This window comes from Thermodesulfobacteriota bacterium, assembly GCA_040757775.1.
Taxonomy (GTDB): Bacteria; Desulfobacterota; UBA8473; order UBA8473; family UBA8473; genus UBA8473.
The window spans coordinates 77709-94243 of sequence record JBFLWQ010000004.1; the positions used below are offsets into that span (position 1 = coordinate 77709).

Annotated in this window: 13 protein-coding genes; 7 read left to right on the forward strand and 6 right to left on the reverse strand. The window is 39.8% G+C overall.

Annotated features, from left to right (window positions below; all coding sequences use genetic code 11):
* Positions 1 to 14 precede the first annotated feature (14 nt).
* The 6 genes from dnaG to dksA all read right to left on the reverse strand — a co-directional run bounded on the left by dnaG (position 15) and on the right by dksA (position 8120).
* On the reverse strand, positions 15 to 1808 hold the full coding sequence (gene dnaG / locus AB1401_03935) for a DNA primase (protein MEW6614599.1): 1794 nt from the start codon (positions 1806 to 1808) through the stop codon (positions 15 to 17).
* Between the two features lie 24 nt (positions 1809 to 1832).
* The gene (locus tag AB1401_03940) at positions 1833 to 4280 is read right to left on the reverse strand and encodes an endonuclease MutS2 (protein MEW6614600.1); all 2448 of its coding nucleotides are present in this window, start codon (positions 4278 to 4280) and stop codon (positions 1833 to 1835) included.
* A 501-nt stretch (positions 4281 to 4781) separates the two neighbouring features.
* Positions 4782 to 4979, reverse strand: coding sequence for a 30S ribosomal protein S21 (rpsU, locus tag AB1401_03945; protein ID MEW6614601.1), 198 nt, complete (start codon positions 4977 to 4979; stop codon positions 4782 to 4784).
* 404 nt (positions 4980 to 5383) lie between these two features.
* A complete protein-coding gene (locus AB1401_03950) occupies positions 5384 to 6286 on the reverse strand; it encodes an ATP-binding protein (protein ID MEW6614602.1) in 903 nt (300 codons plus the stop codon).
* A gap of 1 nt (position 6287) precedes the next feature.
* On the reverse strand, positions 6288 to 7589 hold the full coding sequence (locus AB1401_03955; GenBank protein ID MEW6614603.1) for a (Fe-S)-binding protein: 1302 nt from the start codon (positions 7587 to 7589) through the stop codon (positions 6288 to 6290).
* A 168-nt stretch (positions 7590 to 7757) separates the two neighbouring features.
* Positions 7758 to 8120 carry an RNA polymerase-binding protein DksA gene (gene dksA, locus AB1401_03960; protein ID MEW6614604.1) on the reverse strand — a complete coding sequence of 121 codons (363 nt, stop codon included), beginning with the start codon at positions 8118 to 8120 and terminating at the stop codon, positions 7758 to 7760.
* 582 nt (positions 8121 to 8702) lie between these two features.
* Between dksA and groES the strand changes: the two genes are divergently transcribed.
* The 7 genes from groES (at position 8703) to AB1401_03995 (ending at position 16157) form a co-directional block, all read left to right on the forward strand.
* Positions 8703 to 8990 (forward strand): co-chaperone GroES, encoded by a 288-nt coding sequence (gene groES / locus AB1401_03965; protein MEW6614605.1) that lies wholly within the window; start codon positions 8703 to 8705, stop codon positions 8988 to 8990.
* 32 nt (positions 8991 to 9022) lie between these two features.
* Positions 9023 to 10651, forward strand: coding sequence for a chaperonin GroEL (groL, locus tag AB1401_03970; GenBank protein ID MEW6614606.1), 1629 nt, complete (start codon positions 9023 to 9025; stop codon positions 10649 to 10651).
* Positions 10652 to 10877: 226 nt separating this feature from the next.
* Positions 10878 to 13670, forward strand: coding sequence for an isoleucine--tRNA ligase (gene ileS, locus AB1401_03975; protein MEW6614607.1), 2793 nt, complete (start codon positions 10878 to 10880; stop codon positions 13668 to 13670).
* Positions 13667 to 14152, forward strand: a complete 486-nt coding sequence (gene lspA / locus AB1401_03980) for a signal peptidase II (protein MEW6614608.1) — start codon at positions 13667 to 13669, stop codon at positions 14150 to 14152. The genes ileS and lspA overlap by 4 nt, the downstream gene beginning before the upstream one ends.
* 103 nt (positions 14153 to 14255) lie before the next feature.
* Positions 14256 to 15032 carry a prolipoprotein diacylglyceryl transferase gene (gene lgt, locus AB1401_03985; GenBank protein MEW6614609.1) on the forward strand — a complete coding sequence of 259 codons (777 nt, stop codon included), beginning with the start codon at positions 14256 to 14258 and terminating at the stop codon, positions 15030 to 15032.
* Positions 15033 to 15051: 19 nt separating this feature from the next.
* Complete coding sequence (locus AB1401_03990; protein MEW6614610.1) at positions 15052 to 15636, forward strand: DUF445 family protein; 585 nt, start codon at positions 15052 to 15054, stop codon at positions 15634 to 15636.
* Positions 15637 to 15659: 23 nt separating this feature from the next.
* Positions 15660 to 16157 (forward strand): MogA/MoaB family molybdenum cofactor biosynthesis protein, encoded by a 498-nt coding sequence (locus AB1401_03995; protein MEW6614611.1) that lies wholly within the window; start codon positions 15660 to 15662, stop codon positions 16155 to 16157.
* Positions 16158 to 16535 lie beyond the last annotated feature (378 nt).

The window sequence follows — 16535 nt, forward strand, 5'->3', positions numbered from 1 at the left end:
CACCATGCCCCTCCTTAGGCATTATGACGGCGTGAAAAAGCTTGTCTATAGTTTATTTGCTTGTTTTTAAGCTTTTGCCTGGAGACCAAGAACTCCCTCTGAAGCACTTCATCTTTTTTCTCTTCTGCCTCTTTAATCTTTATATCCAGTATTTTTATTTCCTCATCCACTTTATGCATCCGAATTTTATTTATACAGTCTTTAAGAATTTTTTGGACATCTTCAATACTCTCTTTTTCAATCGACAGCTGAGAGATCAGGCTTTTTGAACTTTCATCTTCTAAACAGTTAATTATTTTTCCTGAATCTACCCTTCCTTGTCTATTGAATTCCTCTAAAAGCAATAATCCTATCTCTTTGTATTGCTTATTCACAAACTCTTCGATTATCGCTTCTTCCTGAATTTTATGGACAACCTCGTTGTTTAATAGCATCAGCTTTAATAAGAGTTTCTCAACAATATCTTCATCCATAGACTGAATACCCTTTTCTTGTAAAGCGTCCCCCCCTTTTTTTGTCTTGCGGAGTTGTGAAACAATGGTGTCCTCTTTTATATCCAGTCGATTGGAAACCCTTTGTATATAGATGTCCCTTTCTATTTTATTTTCTATCTTAGCCAGAATAGGTGTAACATCTTCTATTATTTTTACCTTTCCTTCCACTGAAAAAGCATCATGCTTTTTTATGACCTCGTTGATGGCAAATTCTATGAGGGGTATAGAACCAGCAATAATTTCTTTAAAACTGTTCTCCCCCACTTTTCTCACGAAACTATCAGGGTCAAACCCTGAGGGAAGAACTGCTATCTTCGGTGAAGTGCCATGTTTTAATAATATATCAAGACTTCTGGCAGCAGCCTTCTCTCCAGCCTCATCGGCATCAAAGACAGTGATTATGTTATTTGTGTATCTCCTCAAAATCCTTATATGACCTGTGGTTAAGGATGTGCCCAGTGTAGCTGTAACGTTTTTTATGCTGTATTGATTTAAACTCAAAAGGTCAAAGTATCCCTCTACAACTATTACCTTATCTTCGCTCCTGATAAAATCTTTTGCAACTTTCAACCCGTAAAGGCTATTGCTTTTATTGTAAATGGAAGATTCCGGTGAATTAAGGTATTTGGGAAGACTGTTGTCTAACACCCTTCCTCCAAAACCGATCACTTTGCCATGGATGTTAATTATAGGGAAGATTATTCTCCCCCTAAAACGGTCATAAAATCCTTGGGCTTTTTTCGGTATAATCAATCCAAGTTCAGAAACTCTTGGAAGAGGAATTCCTTTTTTCAACAGAAACTTTAGCAATCCATCCCAGCTATTCTGGGCATAACCCAGTCTGTGGTCTATTATTACATCATTCCCAATTCCCCTCTGCCTGAGATATTCTCTAGCTCCTTTACCCTCTTTTTCATTTACCAGAAGATTGTGGTAGTAGCTTGCTGCTAGTTCATTTAACTCAAATAACCACTCTCTTTCTAGGGTTTCTCTCTTATCTGCATCAGATATTTTTATTTTGGGGAGATCAATTCCATACCTCCTGGCAAGTTCCCTTGCAGCCTCAGGAAATGAGAGACGATCCATCTTCATCAGAAAGCTTAACACATTACCTCCCATATTGCACCCAAAACAATGAAAAATCTGCTTTTCCTCATTCACCATAAAGGATGGGGTCTTCTCAGGATGAAAGGGGCACAATCCTTTATAGTTCTTCCCTACCTTTTTGAGGGAGACATAGTCTGATATTACCTCTACGATACTGGCCCTATCTTTTATCTCTTCAAGCTTATCATCAGAGATATAATCTGCCAAAGTGCTGCTTCTCCATTTTCTTAGTCAAACCTTAATTTCCACAACTGTAACACCAGTCCCTCCCTGGGGCAAGTCGGCTGAATTAAAATCTGCTACAAAACTGTGGGACTTCAGATGGTCTCTAATGGCATTGCTTAATCTTCCAGTACCAACTCCATGAACGATATCTACCCTTGCCATGCCACTTAGTATGGCATTATCTATAACCTTATCAACCAAGGGTATAGCATCATCTACTCTCATCCCTACCAAATTAATCTTACCTACCATACCAGTAGTGAAAGGAGTAAATGACATATCTTCTTTGCTTTTGGTATGCTTCGGTCTATTTCCATTTACTTGCTCAAGTTCATTTAAGGGTACCTTAATCCTCAGGTTCCCAATAAGGACATCTACTTTATCTGAATTTCCTTGTGCCCTTACTATTACCCCCTCTTTATTTAGAGAGCTGATTTTTACCACATCTCCCTTCATTGGATTTAAAATGGGCATTCTATTCTCCTTTTTAACAGGTCTAAATAGCTCTAATTCCTCTTTTAGACCAGGGAGCCTTTTATCAACTTCAGCAACACTGTGCTCTCCCTTTTTCTTAAGATTCCTGGACATTTCTTTAACTTCGATTTCTATTTTCTTTAAAAAACTAATTGCCTTGGTCTCTGTTTCCAATAATATTCTGTCCTTTTTATCCCGGATTTTCTCTAACAACGACTCTATCTGTTTCTGATAGAGCAAGATTATTTCCTTAACCCTTTTGACCTCTTTTATATCTTCTATTATCTCCCTCTGGGAACTCTCAAGAGTTCTAATTAACCTTGAGATGTCACCATTCTTGCCCTCCATAAAACTAACTGCTTTATCCAAGATTTTTCGTGGGATACCTAACTTTTCAGCGATTACCAGAGCGTTGCTTTCTCCCGGAGATCCATATATGAGACGGTAACGAGGCTCCATGGTTTTTGGGTCAAACTCAACGGATACATTCATTACCTCTTTATGAAGATATGCATATGCCTTTAATAAATTGAGATGGGTTGTAGCAATAATACTGCAATTTTTTTCCCTTAAATAATCCAATATAGCCATTGCCAAAGCAGCACCTTCATCGGGGTCAGTTCCTACCCCAATCTCATCTAATAGTAACAATGATGATTCATCAGCCTTATCCAGAATATCAACCATCTGGTAGATATGGGAAGAGAAGGTGCTGAGATTTTGCTCTATGCCCTGTTCATCACCAATATCCGCAAAGATTGAATCGAAGATCGCGGCAACGCTTCCATCCGCTACTGGAATATGCATTCCTGCCTGTAACATTAGGGTCAAAATACCTACTGTCTTTAAAGCAACGGTCTTGCCGCCAGTATTTGCTCCTGTAATTATTAAGGTATTGCAGTCTTTATCAAAATGAATATCGATAGGGACCACCCCCTTCCTTAAATTGGCTGCTTCCTCTCTGTTAGTATATTCCTGTCTGTCCTGTTGGGATCGCAGACAGGCATTATGGAGGGACAACAGCAAGGGATGATATGCATTGATTAAACTGACTATGCCATCTCTGTTTAATACGGGCTTTATTGCATTTATCTCCATACTGTACTTTGCTTTAGCATAAGTAAGGTCAGTCTTCCCCAAAAGATTTAGATTTGAGAGAATTTCTTGAGCATTTGCTTTTATATTGTTGCTCAAATTCTTCAACACTCTGAACTCTTCATTCTTCTCTTCCTTAATGAGGATGCCAAGTTCATTATTCAATTCTATAGTAGAGATAGGCTCAATAAAGTATGTTGCCTTGCTATGAGAATGGTCATGTATAATACCTTGAATATGGCATTTAAAATCCGATTTAACCGGGATTACATACCTTCCATTTCTAATGGTAATTATCCTTTCTTGAAAAAAGGATTGGAATGAATCTTTAGAAAGTAAATCCTCCAGAGATGCATGTATCCTTTTCCTAAACTTCCTTACTTTTTCTCTTATTGCTTTAAGTTCTGGACTGGCACTGTCTAATATGTCACCCCTCTCTCCCACAGTATTTTCTATCTTGCGTTCGATATCTGGGAGCGAAATAAAGTTGCTTCCTATTGCTTTCAGCAAGGAATATCTATTATCTTCTAATTTTCCGAAGAACCTCTTGAGGTTATGGGTTGCTTTCAAGGTACTTAAAATATCCAGAAGTTCCACAGGGTCCATGATTGACCCCTCAACTCTGGTCTTTTTAACAGGCTTTTCAATATCCCTGATACCACTGATAGGGATATCACCATAGATTTGTAATACCTCTTTTAGCTCACTTACTTCATTCAGGAGAACCTCTATCTCTTTTGTATCTCTTTTTGGCTTAAGAGACTCACATAAAGCTTCTCCCAAACTGGAGGTAACAAATCCCTTTAACAAGCTTAATATACTGTTAAATTCCAGAATTCTTAACGTATGCTTATTTATTACTGCTAGACGATTTTTAAAGCCCATTCAGATTTTTTTGCCCTCCCACCTTAACGAGCATAGTGTAGAAAAATTCCGCCCCAGACGGATTTAATCCTCCAGAGACGGGCCAGAGACAGGGAGTTTGTTCCATCTCAGGCGGATTCAATGGAGCTAGCTTGGATGGGTCAAAAAATGAAGGCTGAAACGAAAAGGGATAATTTTTCAAAGCCCTAACTACATGAAAATTAAGAATAGGAAGTGACATGAATTAACAAATAGGCCGGATAGGAATCTTTAGTTTTGCTTAAGCACTTATCCCCAAGAAAAAGTGTTTAAGCAAAGATAAATGGATTAGACCAGAAACAAAGCAATTAGGATACAATTAAAACATGTGCCTGCTAACCTGTTTATGTCTTTATCTTCTGACTCTTTTTTCAATCTTTTTATTCATTAATAGAGGCGCGAATCATCCTAACAATGGAAAGCCGTAATTTGTCTTTTGCCTTGACGGCCAGTTTCATCTCGTCTATTATTTAATGGCATAGGTTACACCCCAGTTTCCCTTTTTCTTTTTAATGCCCTTTTTCTAGCTGCCAAAGCCTTTCTTTTTCTCTTAACACTGGGTTTTTCATAATACTCCCTTTTCCTTGCCTCTGATAGTATTCCAGTTTTATCACACAGTTTTTTAAACCGTTTCAAGGCATTTTCAAAGGTTTCATCTTCCCTAACTTTAACACCAGGCATTCATCTTTCCCCTCCCTTCATCGACAGTTGTATTATCAGAATATTTGGTTCTTCTCCCATTTATCGTGTTTAGCATATAAATCTCTAACGGAATTTAGTCGGTAGAAAGGGTTCGAGGATTCCAGCCCCCTTGAACCCTCTTAGAGCCTCAACTTAATTTGGGGATGATCCAAATTTTTATCTTTTAAAGAAAAAGCTTGATAAACATTTTATTATATAAAGATAATGATAATTGTCAAATAAAAAATCTTTAATTTGTTGCTTCTATCCTTCTCAATGTGGCATATTAGTTTGAATTGAAGATATCTCCCTTGAGAAGGTAGGGAGGAGATTTGGTTAACAGGAGATACCTTCTGGAGCCAAGACTTAAAATAGCGATTTAGGATACAACATAGTCGGTAAATTCAGATTTCTGGAAGAACCAAACTTATTTGGGTTCCAGGAAATAAGGATAAATTCGATTGTCTGTTTCTATCTTTATCCCAATAAGGAATTATGGAGAGTTTTGCTGTACCAGAACGGATAGAAAATTTTCCGCTCCATTGATTGACAAACCTTCTTACAGATGTCAAACCATGTCCACGACCAACTTCACTGTGCCTAGAGGTACCATGAATAAGTGCCTGTTCAATTGCAAGTATATCAGACCATTTATCTTCAAACAAGGGGAAGAGTTTATTCTCTAAAGAATTCTTTATGCCTATACCAAGATCCATAACGGCAATCTTCACCATGTTTTTTCTAAGTCTCTTTTGGTAAAAGTACTTCTGTATACCAACAAAACCTACGTTTTCACTGTGCTCCAGTATGTTTTGGCATATCTCAGATAATGCAACAATAAAACCGTGGGTAGTTTTTTCATCGTAATTAAGATGGGCTTGAAGGATGGATTTGGCTCGACTTTTTACCTCCCCAACTATATTATGGATATCATTTGAATCTTCGATTTTTGTAATCTCTAACAGCACATCTGAATCTTTGCTTCGAAAGTATTTGTCTCTGAAAGTAGGTAAAGTTCCTTGTATTTGGTACGTATTCAGGGCAAACCTCAAGAAGTCCATCCTCTCAAGGTATCTCAATACTGCCTTGGATTTTGGCAGGTTAAGGACTGGGTATATCCTTAAGCTTTTAAGAAAACGTCCGAACTCTAAAGTTCCCACCATACCATAGGGGTCAATAAACTCTATATTTCCCATGTCAAGAAGAAGTGTATCTATCCTTTCATTATGATTTCTTCCCCATTGAATAAATATCCCTTCAAATGTAGTCTCATCGAGGTATAGGGGCGACGTAATTACTAAATCCATCTTATAAAAGGGTATCCTTTAATCTTTCGTAATATAACTCAACAGGATGCTTTACCTGGATGGGCAACGATCTCTGACCCAGCCCATCCACCAGTTGCATGTGACAACCAGCACAACCGGTTAGCACAACAGTTGCACCAGTCTTTTCTATATCATCTAACTTTTTATCAAGTATCTTTAAAGAAAGATCATAGTATGAGAGGTTGAAGCTTCCTCCCCCGCCACAACACCTATCGGGCATGGACATCTCTTTCAGCCTGACACCCTCTATCAGGTTTATCAGACCCCTCTGTTCCTTATAAATTCCCAGTCCGCGCCTCAGGTGGCAGGGATCATGATAGGTTACAATGGTTTCATCTTCAGGGCTTTGAGCTTCTTTATACAGTATCCTTTTAACCCTGATAATGTTTACCAGATATTCACATATATCATAGGTTCTATCCGAAACCATCTTTGCCATATTAAGGAATTCTTCTGTCTCATTGGAAAGTAATGCAAGATATTGGTACTTTAAAGTGTAACCACATGTGGCACATGCTACAATTACCGCATCAGCATCTAACCCTGATAAGAGCTTCAGATTGCTTTTTGCTAGGGTCCTGAATGTGGATTCATCTCCTGCTGCCATAGCCACATTTCCGCAACAGGTTTGGTCTTTAGGAATGATTACTTCAACCCCATGCTTTAAGAGGGTCTTTATAACCGCATCTCCTATTTCAGTAAGCATATAGTTCATAGTACATCCCGTAAATAATGCTACTCTACTTCCCGGGCTTTCAGGAGCAATTATCTCTGGCCATTTTTCTTTTAAGGCTTTCCTTGCTAGCGGTAAAACAATTCTTTTGCTGTCCAGACCTATATGCAATCTGGATTTACAGGTGTGGCCAAATCCTGTTGACATCAGGAGTATTCTCTGAATATCTGAAGCAATCTTTACCGCCAAGTTAAAAAGCCATCGATTTTTGAGAACTATCTTCAAAATTACCCATTTTATAGGAGAAATGCCTCTGATTTTTGCAGTAATTGCCCTTGCCTTCGACACTATATAATCTACCCTAACACCGCTGGGGCAGCTTTCTACGCAAGTACCACATAAGAGACAGCAGCGAATCCTTTCAGCCAGAGTTGATGTTAGCTTTAATCTTCCTTTTATCAGTGCCTCAACAAGTGCGATTTTACCACGGGCAACCGATGATTCCTGACCTAACTCCAGGAAGACAGGGCACACAGATTGACACAAACCACACTTCATGCATTTGATAATATTATCTTCAAGTTCTTTGATTATTTCCAGAATGTTCATAGTAGATAAAACCAGGGATTAAACACTCGGTAAATCTTTGACAGGGTTGCTTCGCCTATGGCGAACTCCTCGCAAAGACATTTTCCTTACTCTTTGTGTCTCTTTGAGGCATGTGGGTTTCACTCAGCTATGGTAAAAAGGATTAGGTAAGGTTTGGGGGTTCGGGATTTATTGGCTTTTTAATTTTTCTTCAGCCTCTTCTCTTGTTTTACAATCTATGCACAGGGTAGTGACGGGTCTTGCTTTAAGTCTCTTCTCTGAGATTTCTTCTCCACATACTTCACAAATGCCAAACGTATTTTCATCAATCCTTTCCAAGGCGGCTTTAATTTTCAATATCAACCTTCTCTCTCTGTCTCTAATCCTTAATAGAAAATTTCTATCCGATTCCATAGCGGCTCGATCCGTGGGGTCGGGAAAGGTTTCTTCTTCATCAGTCATTCCGGATACCGTTTTTTCAGCTTCTTGAAGCAGTATTCCCAACTTGTCATTCAGAAGATCTTTAAAATACGCTAGCCTTTCCTTATCCATCCTAGCCCCCCTCATAAAGGAAAGTGAGATTTAAAAATCAGCAATTCTTATAGGATATTTTATACCCTAGTGTTTGTGAAAAGTAAAGAAGAAATTAATATCCTACAAACGTAATGGGAAAGAAGAGACGCAAATGCCAAGGGTAGAAAGAAGAAAAAAACGCACTTTTTGGGTTTACTAATTTACTAAAAAGATAAAAAATTTAAAAAGAAAGGAGATGTCGGGATCATTTTTGGTAACTGTATAGGTAGGCAAGTTTCAAGCCATCTAGGGTAATGATTTACCACGATAAATTTAGATATTGTTTAAATTTTGGATATATTATTGTTTATTAGCTCAGTGTTTGTCTTAAGAGTGATAAATCATCTAATTTAAACCTTGATTTTTATATTGCAGATGGATAATATGGCAACCAATTAGCACTCGTTTTAACTGAGTGCTAACAAATGGGTATAAATAAACCAATAAATACTGGTAGTTGTATACAAGGAGGTGAGAATACTCAATTTAGTCATTTTATTTATTTGGATAACCAAGATAAGGGAGATTTAACTTATTAAAAGGAAAGGAGATTTTGTTATTATGAAGATTCGGCCTTTACAAGATCGAGTGATAGTAAAGCGGGTTGAGGAAGAGGAGAAGACCAAAGGGGGAATAATCATTCCTGATTCCGCAAAAGAGAAGCCCATGGAAGGCAAAGTTGTCGCAGTAGGAACTGGTAAAGTTTTAGACGATGGCAAGAAGCTTCCCCTGGATGTGAAAAAAGGAGACAGGATATTATTCGGCAAGTATGCTGGGACAGAGGTAAAGATAGATGGGGAGGAACATCTGATAATGCGAGAGGACGACATCTTGGGTATATTAGAATAGAGACTACACAACTATAAGGAGGAGTTTATCAAATGGCAAAGGAGATAAAGTACGAACAGGCTGCAAGAGATTTGCTTTTAAAGGGTATAAATACACTGGCGGATGCTGTGAAAGTAACTCTGGGGCCCAAGGGTAGAAATGTGATTTTAGAAAAGAGTTTTGGTTCACCCACAGTGACCAAAGATGGGGTTACCGTTGCCAAAGAAATAGAATTAGAGAATAAGTTTGAGAACATGGGTGCCCAGATGGTAAAGGAGGTTGCCTCTAAAACCAGTGATGTGGCTGGTGACGGGACTACAACGGCAACGCTGTTGGCTCAGGCGATTTATCGAGAGGGTTCCAAACTGGTAGCCGCTGGCAACAATCCCATGGAATTGAAGAGAGGTATAGATAAGGCAGTAGAAGTAGTGGTGAACGAGTTGAAGAAGCTTAGTAAACCTACGAAGGATCAGAAGGAAATAGCTCAGGTGGGAACCATCTCTGCCAACAACGATGATACCATAGGCAACATCATAGCTGAGGCGATGAACAAGGTTGGTAAAGAGGGGGTTATTACTGTTGAAGAGGCAAAGAGCATGGAGACTACTCTGGACATCGTTGAGGGTATGCAGTTTGACCGTGGTTATCTGTCGCCTTACTTTGTTACTGATGCTGAGAGGATGGAGGTGGTATTGGATGAGCCTTACATCCTTATGCATGAGAAGAAAATCAGCAACATGAAGGAGCTGCTTCCCATTCTTGAGCAGATAGCGAAGATGGGTAAACCTCTTTTGTTAATATCCGAGGATGTAGAAGGAGAGGCATTAGCTACATTAGTGGTCAACAAGCTTCGAGGCACATTGAGGTGTGCCGCTGTAAAGGCTCCTGGTTTTGGAGACAGGCGTAAGGCTATGTTAGAAGACATATCCATACTTACAGGCGGTACGGCTATAACTGAGGATTTAGGGATTAACCTTGAGAAAATTACATTAAATGATCTGGGTTCAGCCAAACGGGTTACCATAGACAAAGACAATACCACCATAGTTGATGGAGCTGGTGAGAAGAGTGCTTTAGAGGGCAGGGTCAAGACCATCAGGGCACAGATAGAGGAGACTACATCGGACTATGATAGAGAGAAACTTCAGGAAAGGTTGGCAAAGCTCATAGGTGGTGTAGCTGTAATCAACGTAGGTGCTGCTACTGAAACAGAGATGAAGGAGAAAAAGGCCAGGGTAGAGGATGCCTTAAACGCCACCAGGGCAGCTGTGGAGGAAGGTATCATTCCTGGGGGTGGTGTTGCCCTCTTGAGGGTAATACCTGCCTTGGAAAAGTTAAAACTGGAAGCGGACCAGCAATTTGGCGTAAATATTGTTAAGCGGGCACTAGAGGAGCCCATAAGGTGGATAGCCAACAATGCTGGGGTAGAGGGGTCCATAGTAGTAGATAGGGTGAAAAATGAAAAGGGAGCATTCGGCTTCAATGCCCAGACCGAAAAATATGAAGATTTGATTAAAGCAGGGATAATAGATCCTACTAAGGTTACCAGATGTGCTCTTCAGAATGCAGCCAGTGTTTCGTCCTTGTTGCTTACCACAGAGGCTATGATTGCGGAGAAGCCTAAGGAAGATAAAGGTCCTATGATGCCTCCGGGAGGCATGCCACCGGGAGGTATGTACTAGGGATTTTAGGGATTATATGTAGAAGAAAAAGCCCCCACTCTTACGTGTGGGGGTTTTTTTATCCTTTTTTACCCTTCGTGTAACATTCCGCATACAAAACCCCCCGGTATTTCTACCAAGAACATAATCAATCAAAAACGATTTCCCCCTTGACAACAGCTAAATTTATGCTAGTTTAATCTATCCGTATATCAAATGTTTTTAGACAATGCTTTTGGAGGATATAATGGATTATAAGGATACCTTGAACCTTCCCATGACCGAATTTCCAATGAAGGCAAATCTTTCTCAAAGAGAACCGGAGATTCTGAAAGAATGGGAGGAAGCACAGATATATAATAAGATAAAAGAAGCTACAAAGGATAGAGAAAAGTATATTCTTCATGATGGTCCCCCCTATGCCAATGGACATATCCACATGGGGACAGCTCTAAATAAAATCTTAAAAGACATAATAGTTAAGTCAAAGGTTATGACTGGTTTTAATAGTTACTATGTACCGGGGTGGGACTGCCATGGTCTTCCCATAGAGCATGAGATAGATAAGAAATTGGGAAAAAAAAGGCGTTCTATGTCTATCCTTGAGATAAGGACACTATGCAGGGAATATGCTGAAAAATTCATAGATATTCAAAGGAATGAATTCAGACGGTTAGGAGTATTCGGTGAGTGGGATGACCCCTATCTTACTATGAATTATAAATATGTAGCTACCATAGTTAGAGAATTTGGTAAGTTTGTAGGTACAGATAGTGTTTATAAAGGCAAAAAGCCTATTCATTGGTGTGCATCCTGCAGGACTGCTCTGGCAGAAGCTGAGGTTGAGTATCAGGAGCATGAATCTCCCTCTATATATGTTAAATTCCCACTAATATCAGATATTGGCAAGTTACTTCCAGCCCTCACTGGTGAGAGGATTTCAGTCCTTATATGGACTACTACCCCATGGACAATACCGGCTAATCTTGCCATTGCCCTTCATCCCGATTTTATCTATGTTGCCGTAAAAGTAGGGGATGAAACCTTTATATTGGCTGACGGGTTATTGGAAGAGACTATGAAAATACTTGGAATTATGGACTATAAGGTCATAGAAAGGTTTCCATCTTCGAAATTAAAAGGGCTTAAATGCAGCCATCCATTCATAGACAGGGAATCATTGCTAATTTTAGGCAATCATGTGACACTGGATGCGGGAACCGGCTGTGTCCATACCGCTCCGGGCCACGGGCAGGAGGACTACGAAATTGGCTTGGAGTATGGCTTGGAAATCTATGCCCCTGTTAATGATGAAGGAAGGTTTACCGATGATGTGGAATTTTTTGCAGGAGAGTTTGTCTTTGATGCTAACAAGTCGGTCAATAAAAAACTGGATGAAACAGGTGCCTTATTAAAGGAAGAGTCTATATCTCATTCATACCCCCACTGCTGGAGGTGCAAAAACCCTATTGTCTTTCGCTCTACTGAGCAGTGGTTTATCTCTATGGAGAAGAATGGGTTGAGAGAGAAAGCGCTGGAAAGTATAGATAGGGTAAAGTGGATTCCGAGTTGGGGTAAGGATAGAATCTATGGAATGATTGAGAATCGTCCGGATTGGTGTATTTCCCGCCAAAGGGCTTGGGGGATTCCTATTACTGTATTCTATTGTAATTCCTGTGATTATACCCTTGCAAAAAAGGAGATTATAGACTACGTATCTGACCAATTTGAAAAAGAGGGAAGCAATGTCTGGTTTTCAAAGGAGGCAAAGGAGTTGCTTCCTCCTGGCATCAAATGTCCTGAGTGCAATGGCAGTGATTTTAAAAAAGAGATGGACATACTCGATGTTTGGTTTGACTCTGGTGTGAGTTATGCTGCGGTTTTAGAGGGCAGAGAGTATTTAAAATTCCCGGCAGATATTTATTTAGAAGGGAGTGATCAGCACAGGGGATGGTTTCACAGTTCCCTTTTAACATCAGTAAATAACAGAGGGAGTGCCCCGTATGAGTCTGTATTGACTCACGGCTTTGTTGTTGACGGTCAGGGGAAAAAGATGTCCAAATCTTTTGGAAACGTGATTGCTCCGGATGAAATCATAAAGAAATATGGGGCTGAAATCCTCAGACTCTGGGTGGCCGCCGAGGACTATAGGGACGACATTCGGATATCCGAAGAAATACTAAAAAGACTCTCTGAAGCCTACCGCCGTATTCGCAATACCTGCAGGTACATACTGGGAAACCTGTATGACTTCAACCCGTCAACAGACAGAGTTGAATATGGGGATCTTTTAGAGATTGATAGGCTGTCTCTACATAGATTGCAAAAGCTTATTATAAGAATTACGGATGCTTATAACAGTTTTTCTTTCCATACTGTATACCATTCCCTTCACAATTTCTGTGTGGTTGATATGAGTGCCTTTTATCTGGATGTCCTGAAGGATAGACTATATATTTCTCTTCCGGGTTCTAAGGAAAGGAGGTCAGCCCAGACCGCTATATATGAAATCTTAAGCTCTGTTGTAAGACTTATGGCGCCTATTCTTTCTTTTACATCTGAAGAGGTATGGAAGTATGTACCATCGGATGGAAGTAAAGACGGTAGCGTTCATTTGTCCCAATTTCCTGTTGCTAACAGGGATTACATTGATGAAGAGCTGGCTGCCAGATGGGATACCTTATTAAAGGTTAGAGGGGAGGTTTCCAGGGCGCTGGAATCAGCCCGTCGTGATAAGGCTATAGGGCACTCCTTGGATGCTGAGGTTAACCTTTATGTACCTGAAAAACTCTATGGATTTTTAAAAGGCTATATTAATGACATGAACTCAATCTTTATTGTTTCTAAGGTTAATCTTTTTAAGAATGAAGATGGCAATGGTGAATTTAAAAGCGAGGAGGTTGATGGATTGAGTATCGATGTGTGCCAGGCCCCGGGCAAAAAATGTGAGAGGTGCTGGACTTACCATCCGACAGTAGGTGATAACGGAAAACATATTACAATATGCCAGAGATGTATTAGGGTAATAGAGGGAACTTGAATAAAAAATATCTGATAACAATTGCAATTGTCCTCGGAGTTGTATTGCTGGATCAGTCTTCTAAACTCTATATTGATAGAGCTTTCCCGCTCTACCACTCCATACCCATTGTAAAGAATTTCATTCACATAACCTATGTTAGAAATACAGGTGCCGCTTTCGGTCTTTTTGCCTCACAGGTCATCGGGTTTAGGGTTTTTTTCTTTTTGATTACCTCTATTATAGCTGTCCTGATAATCCTTTATTTCCTGAGAAGCCTGAAAGATACCCAGACTTTCCTTATATCAAGCCTGTCTCTGATAATGGGCGGAGCCATTGGAAACCTGATTGATAGGGTCAGGTTGGGGGAGGTTATCGACTTCATCGATCTTCATTATTACTCTTGTCACTGGCCAGCCTTCAATGTTGCTGACTCTGCTATTACTGTTGGAGGAGTTTTTTTGCTCGTCAATACAGTTTTCAAAAAGGATAAGACTCAATAGCTTCATTAATTAGGATTCAAGGGGTCAAGGGGTGAAGGATTCAAGTCCTAGAATCCTGGAACCTTATATCGTGTTTTAATTAATAGAATTTCCAAGAGGTATTATGTACCCGGTTCTATTCCAGATAGGCAATTTTAAGATACACACATATGGGGTTTTTATTGCCATTGGGTTTTTGACAGGCATTATTCTGGCATTGAGGGAGGCGAAACGTGTTGGAGAAGAGCCTGAGAATATCCTTGATCTGGCATTCTATAGTATTATTGCCGCCATAGTGGGCTCCCGCCTTCTTTATATCGTACTTAATTATCAATATTATATAGAAAACCCACTGGAGATGATAAAGATCTGGAGTGGAGGATTGGTATACTATGGAGGTTTCCTCCTAGCTTTGATAGTGGGCATATGGTATATCAGAAAAAGCCATCTGCCTCTTTGGAAAACCGCTGATATTATAGCTCCTTCCATAGCCATAGGAGAAGCGATAGGACGATTGGGCTGTTTTTCTGCAGGCTGCTGTTATGGCAAAGAAACAACCCTTCCGTGGGCTATTACTTTTTCTAATCCTGAAAGTCTGGCAATACTCGGGATTCCTCTACATCCTACACAACTGTATTCCTCTATAACTGCCCTTTTTATATTCCTGATTCTGACGGTGGTCAAGAGGTTTAAGAAATTTGATGGCTTGCTTATATGGCTGTATGTTCTACTCTATTCTATCACACGCTATGTCATTGAGATCTTCAGGGGTGACGATAGAGGGTTCATATATGAAGGAACGTTCTCTGTATCCCAGTTTATTGGGATTATTTTAGTGATTACATCTGTGCTTATGCTGTTATATTTGTGGAAAGGAAACAGGAGTTTGTTGAAAAAGTAGGTTGGAGATAAAGTAATAGATGATGAACTTTTTACCATACCTTTTACCGCCAGTTATCGGGGGTATTATCGGTTGGTTTACAAATAAAGTGGCTATATGGATGCTCTTTAATCCTAAAAAAGAAAAAAGGGTTTTTGGCTTCCGTATTCCATTTACCCCTGGTCTGATACCCCGGGATCAAATCCTGATAGCGAAAAGCCTGGGAACACTCATTGAGGAGAAACTTATAAATCCAGAAGAGATTGAAAGCAGGATAACCAGGGAGGAGGTTAATGACAAAATTAAAGAGCTGATGGATAAAGCAGTAGAAAAAAGCATGGGGAAACTGGCCTTTTTGGTGCCACAGGCAGCTATGTATCCTATAAAAAGGTTTTTTGCGCCAAAGATTTCCGAGCTGGTAAAGGATGAGTTGTTTAATTTCCTGAATCTTATAGATTTCAAACAGATTGTTGAAGAAAAAGTGAGCAGCTTCTCTATAGAGGAACTGGAAGAGGCAATTAAAGGTGTGACCAGGAGGCATCTTACTTATATTACACTGCTAGGTGGCGTGTTAGGGTTTATAATAGGGCTTATGCAGATAGTTGTGAATATTTATCTTCAATAAATTGGGAGCGTTGGAGAGTCTGGATGATAACCGTTGGGGTGCTGACAGTTAGCGATAGGGGGGCAAGGGGGGAAAGAAAAGACCATAGTGGTTTTGAGATAATAGAAAGGTTGGTAGAAGGGTTGCCGGGAAGGGTAGATGCCCATGAGACAATCCCCGATGAGAGAGATATTATAGTTAACAGACTGATAGATTATGCAGATAACAAGAAGTTAGACTTGATTATTACCACTGGCGGTACTGGTGTATCCCCCAGGGATGTAACCCCTGATGCCACATTGAGTATAATAGAAAAGGAGGTCCCCGGGATGGCAGAGGCAATGAGACTTCAGGGGCTAAAGAAAACGTCCCATGCCATGATATCCAGGGCAGTAGTGGGGGTTCGGAAGATGTCCCTCATCGTTAATCTTCCTGGAAGCCCAAAAGCTGTATCGGAAAATCTCAACGCAATCTTACCTTCCATACCCCATGCAATTGAAAAGATAAAAGGGGATCCCTCAGAATGTGGGTCATCTTTCTAAGTTGACATAGAGTGCCTGTTATTCCGAGACCTTAGCCTTTGTCATTCCGAGTGAAACGAGGAATCTTAAGATTTCTCAGTTGCGCTGCTCCTTCGAAATGACAACTTTTTTTTCGTTGACCATAGTTATTATAACGAGAGAGGCCTAGTAGAGTGTTTTTGGCGGTAGTTATTCTATGTGAACAATTTTATTAGTTAGATCTACTATTACGTGGAATGTCTCTTTATTTTCTACTACATTGAAAAGGAGCTATGACCATTTTTATGTATTTTAAAGTAATAATAAAGCCGTGGATTTTTATAGAAACCACCAGAAAAGATTTTTTGACATATAATTAGTTTATATTGCTGAGGAAAGATATTATTGCTCTCAATTTCT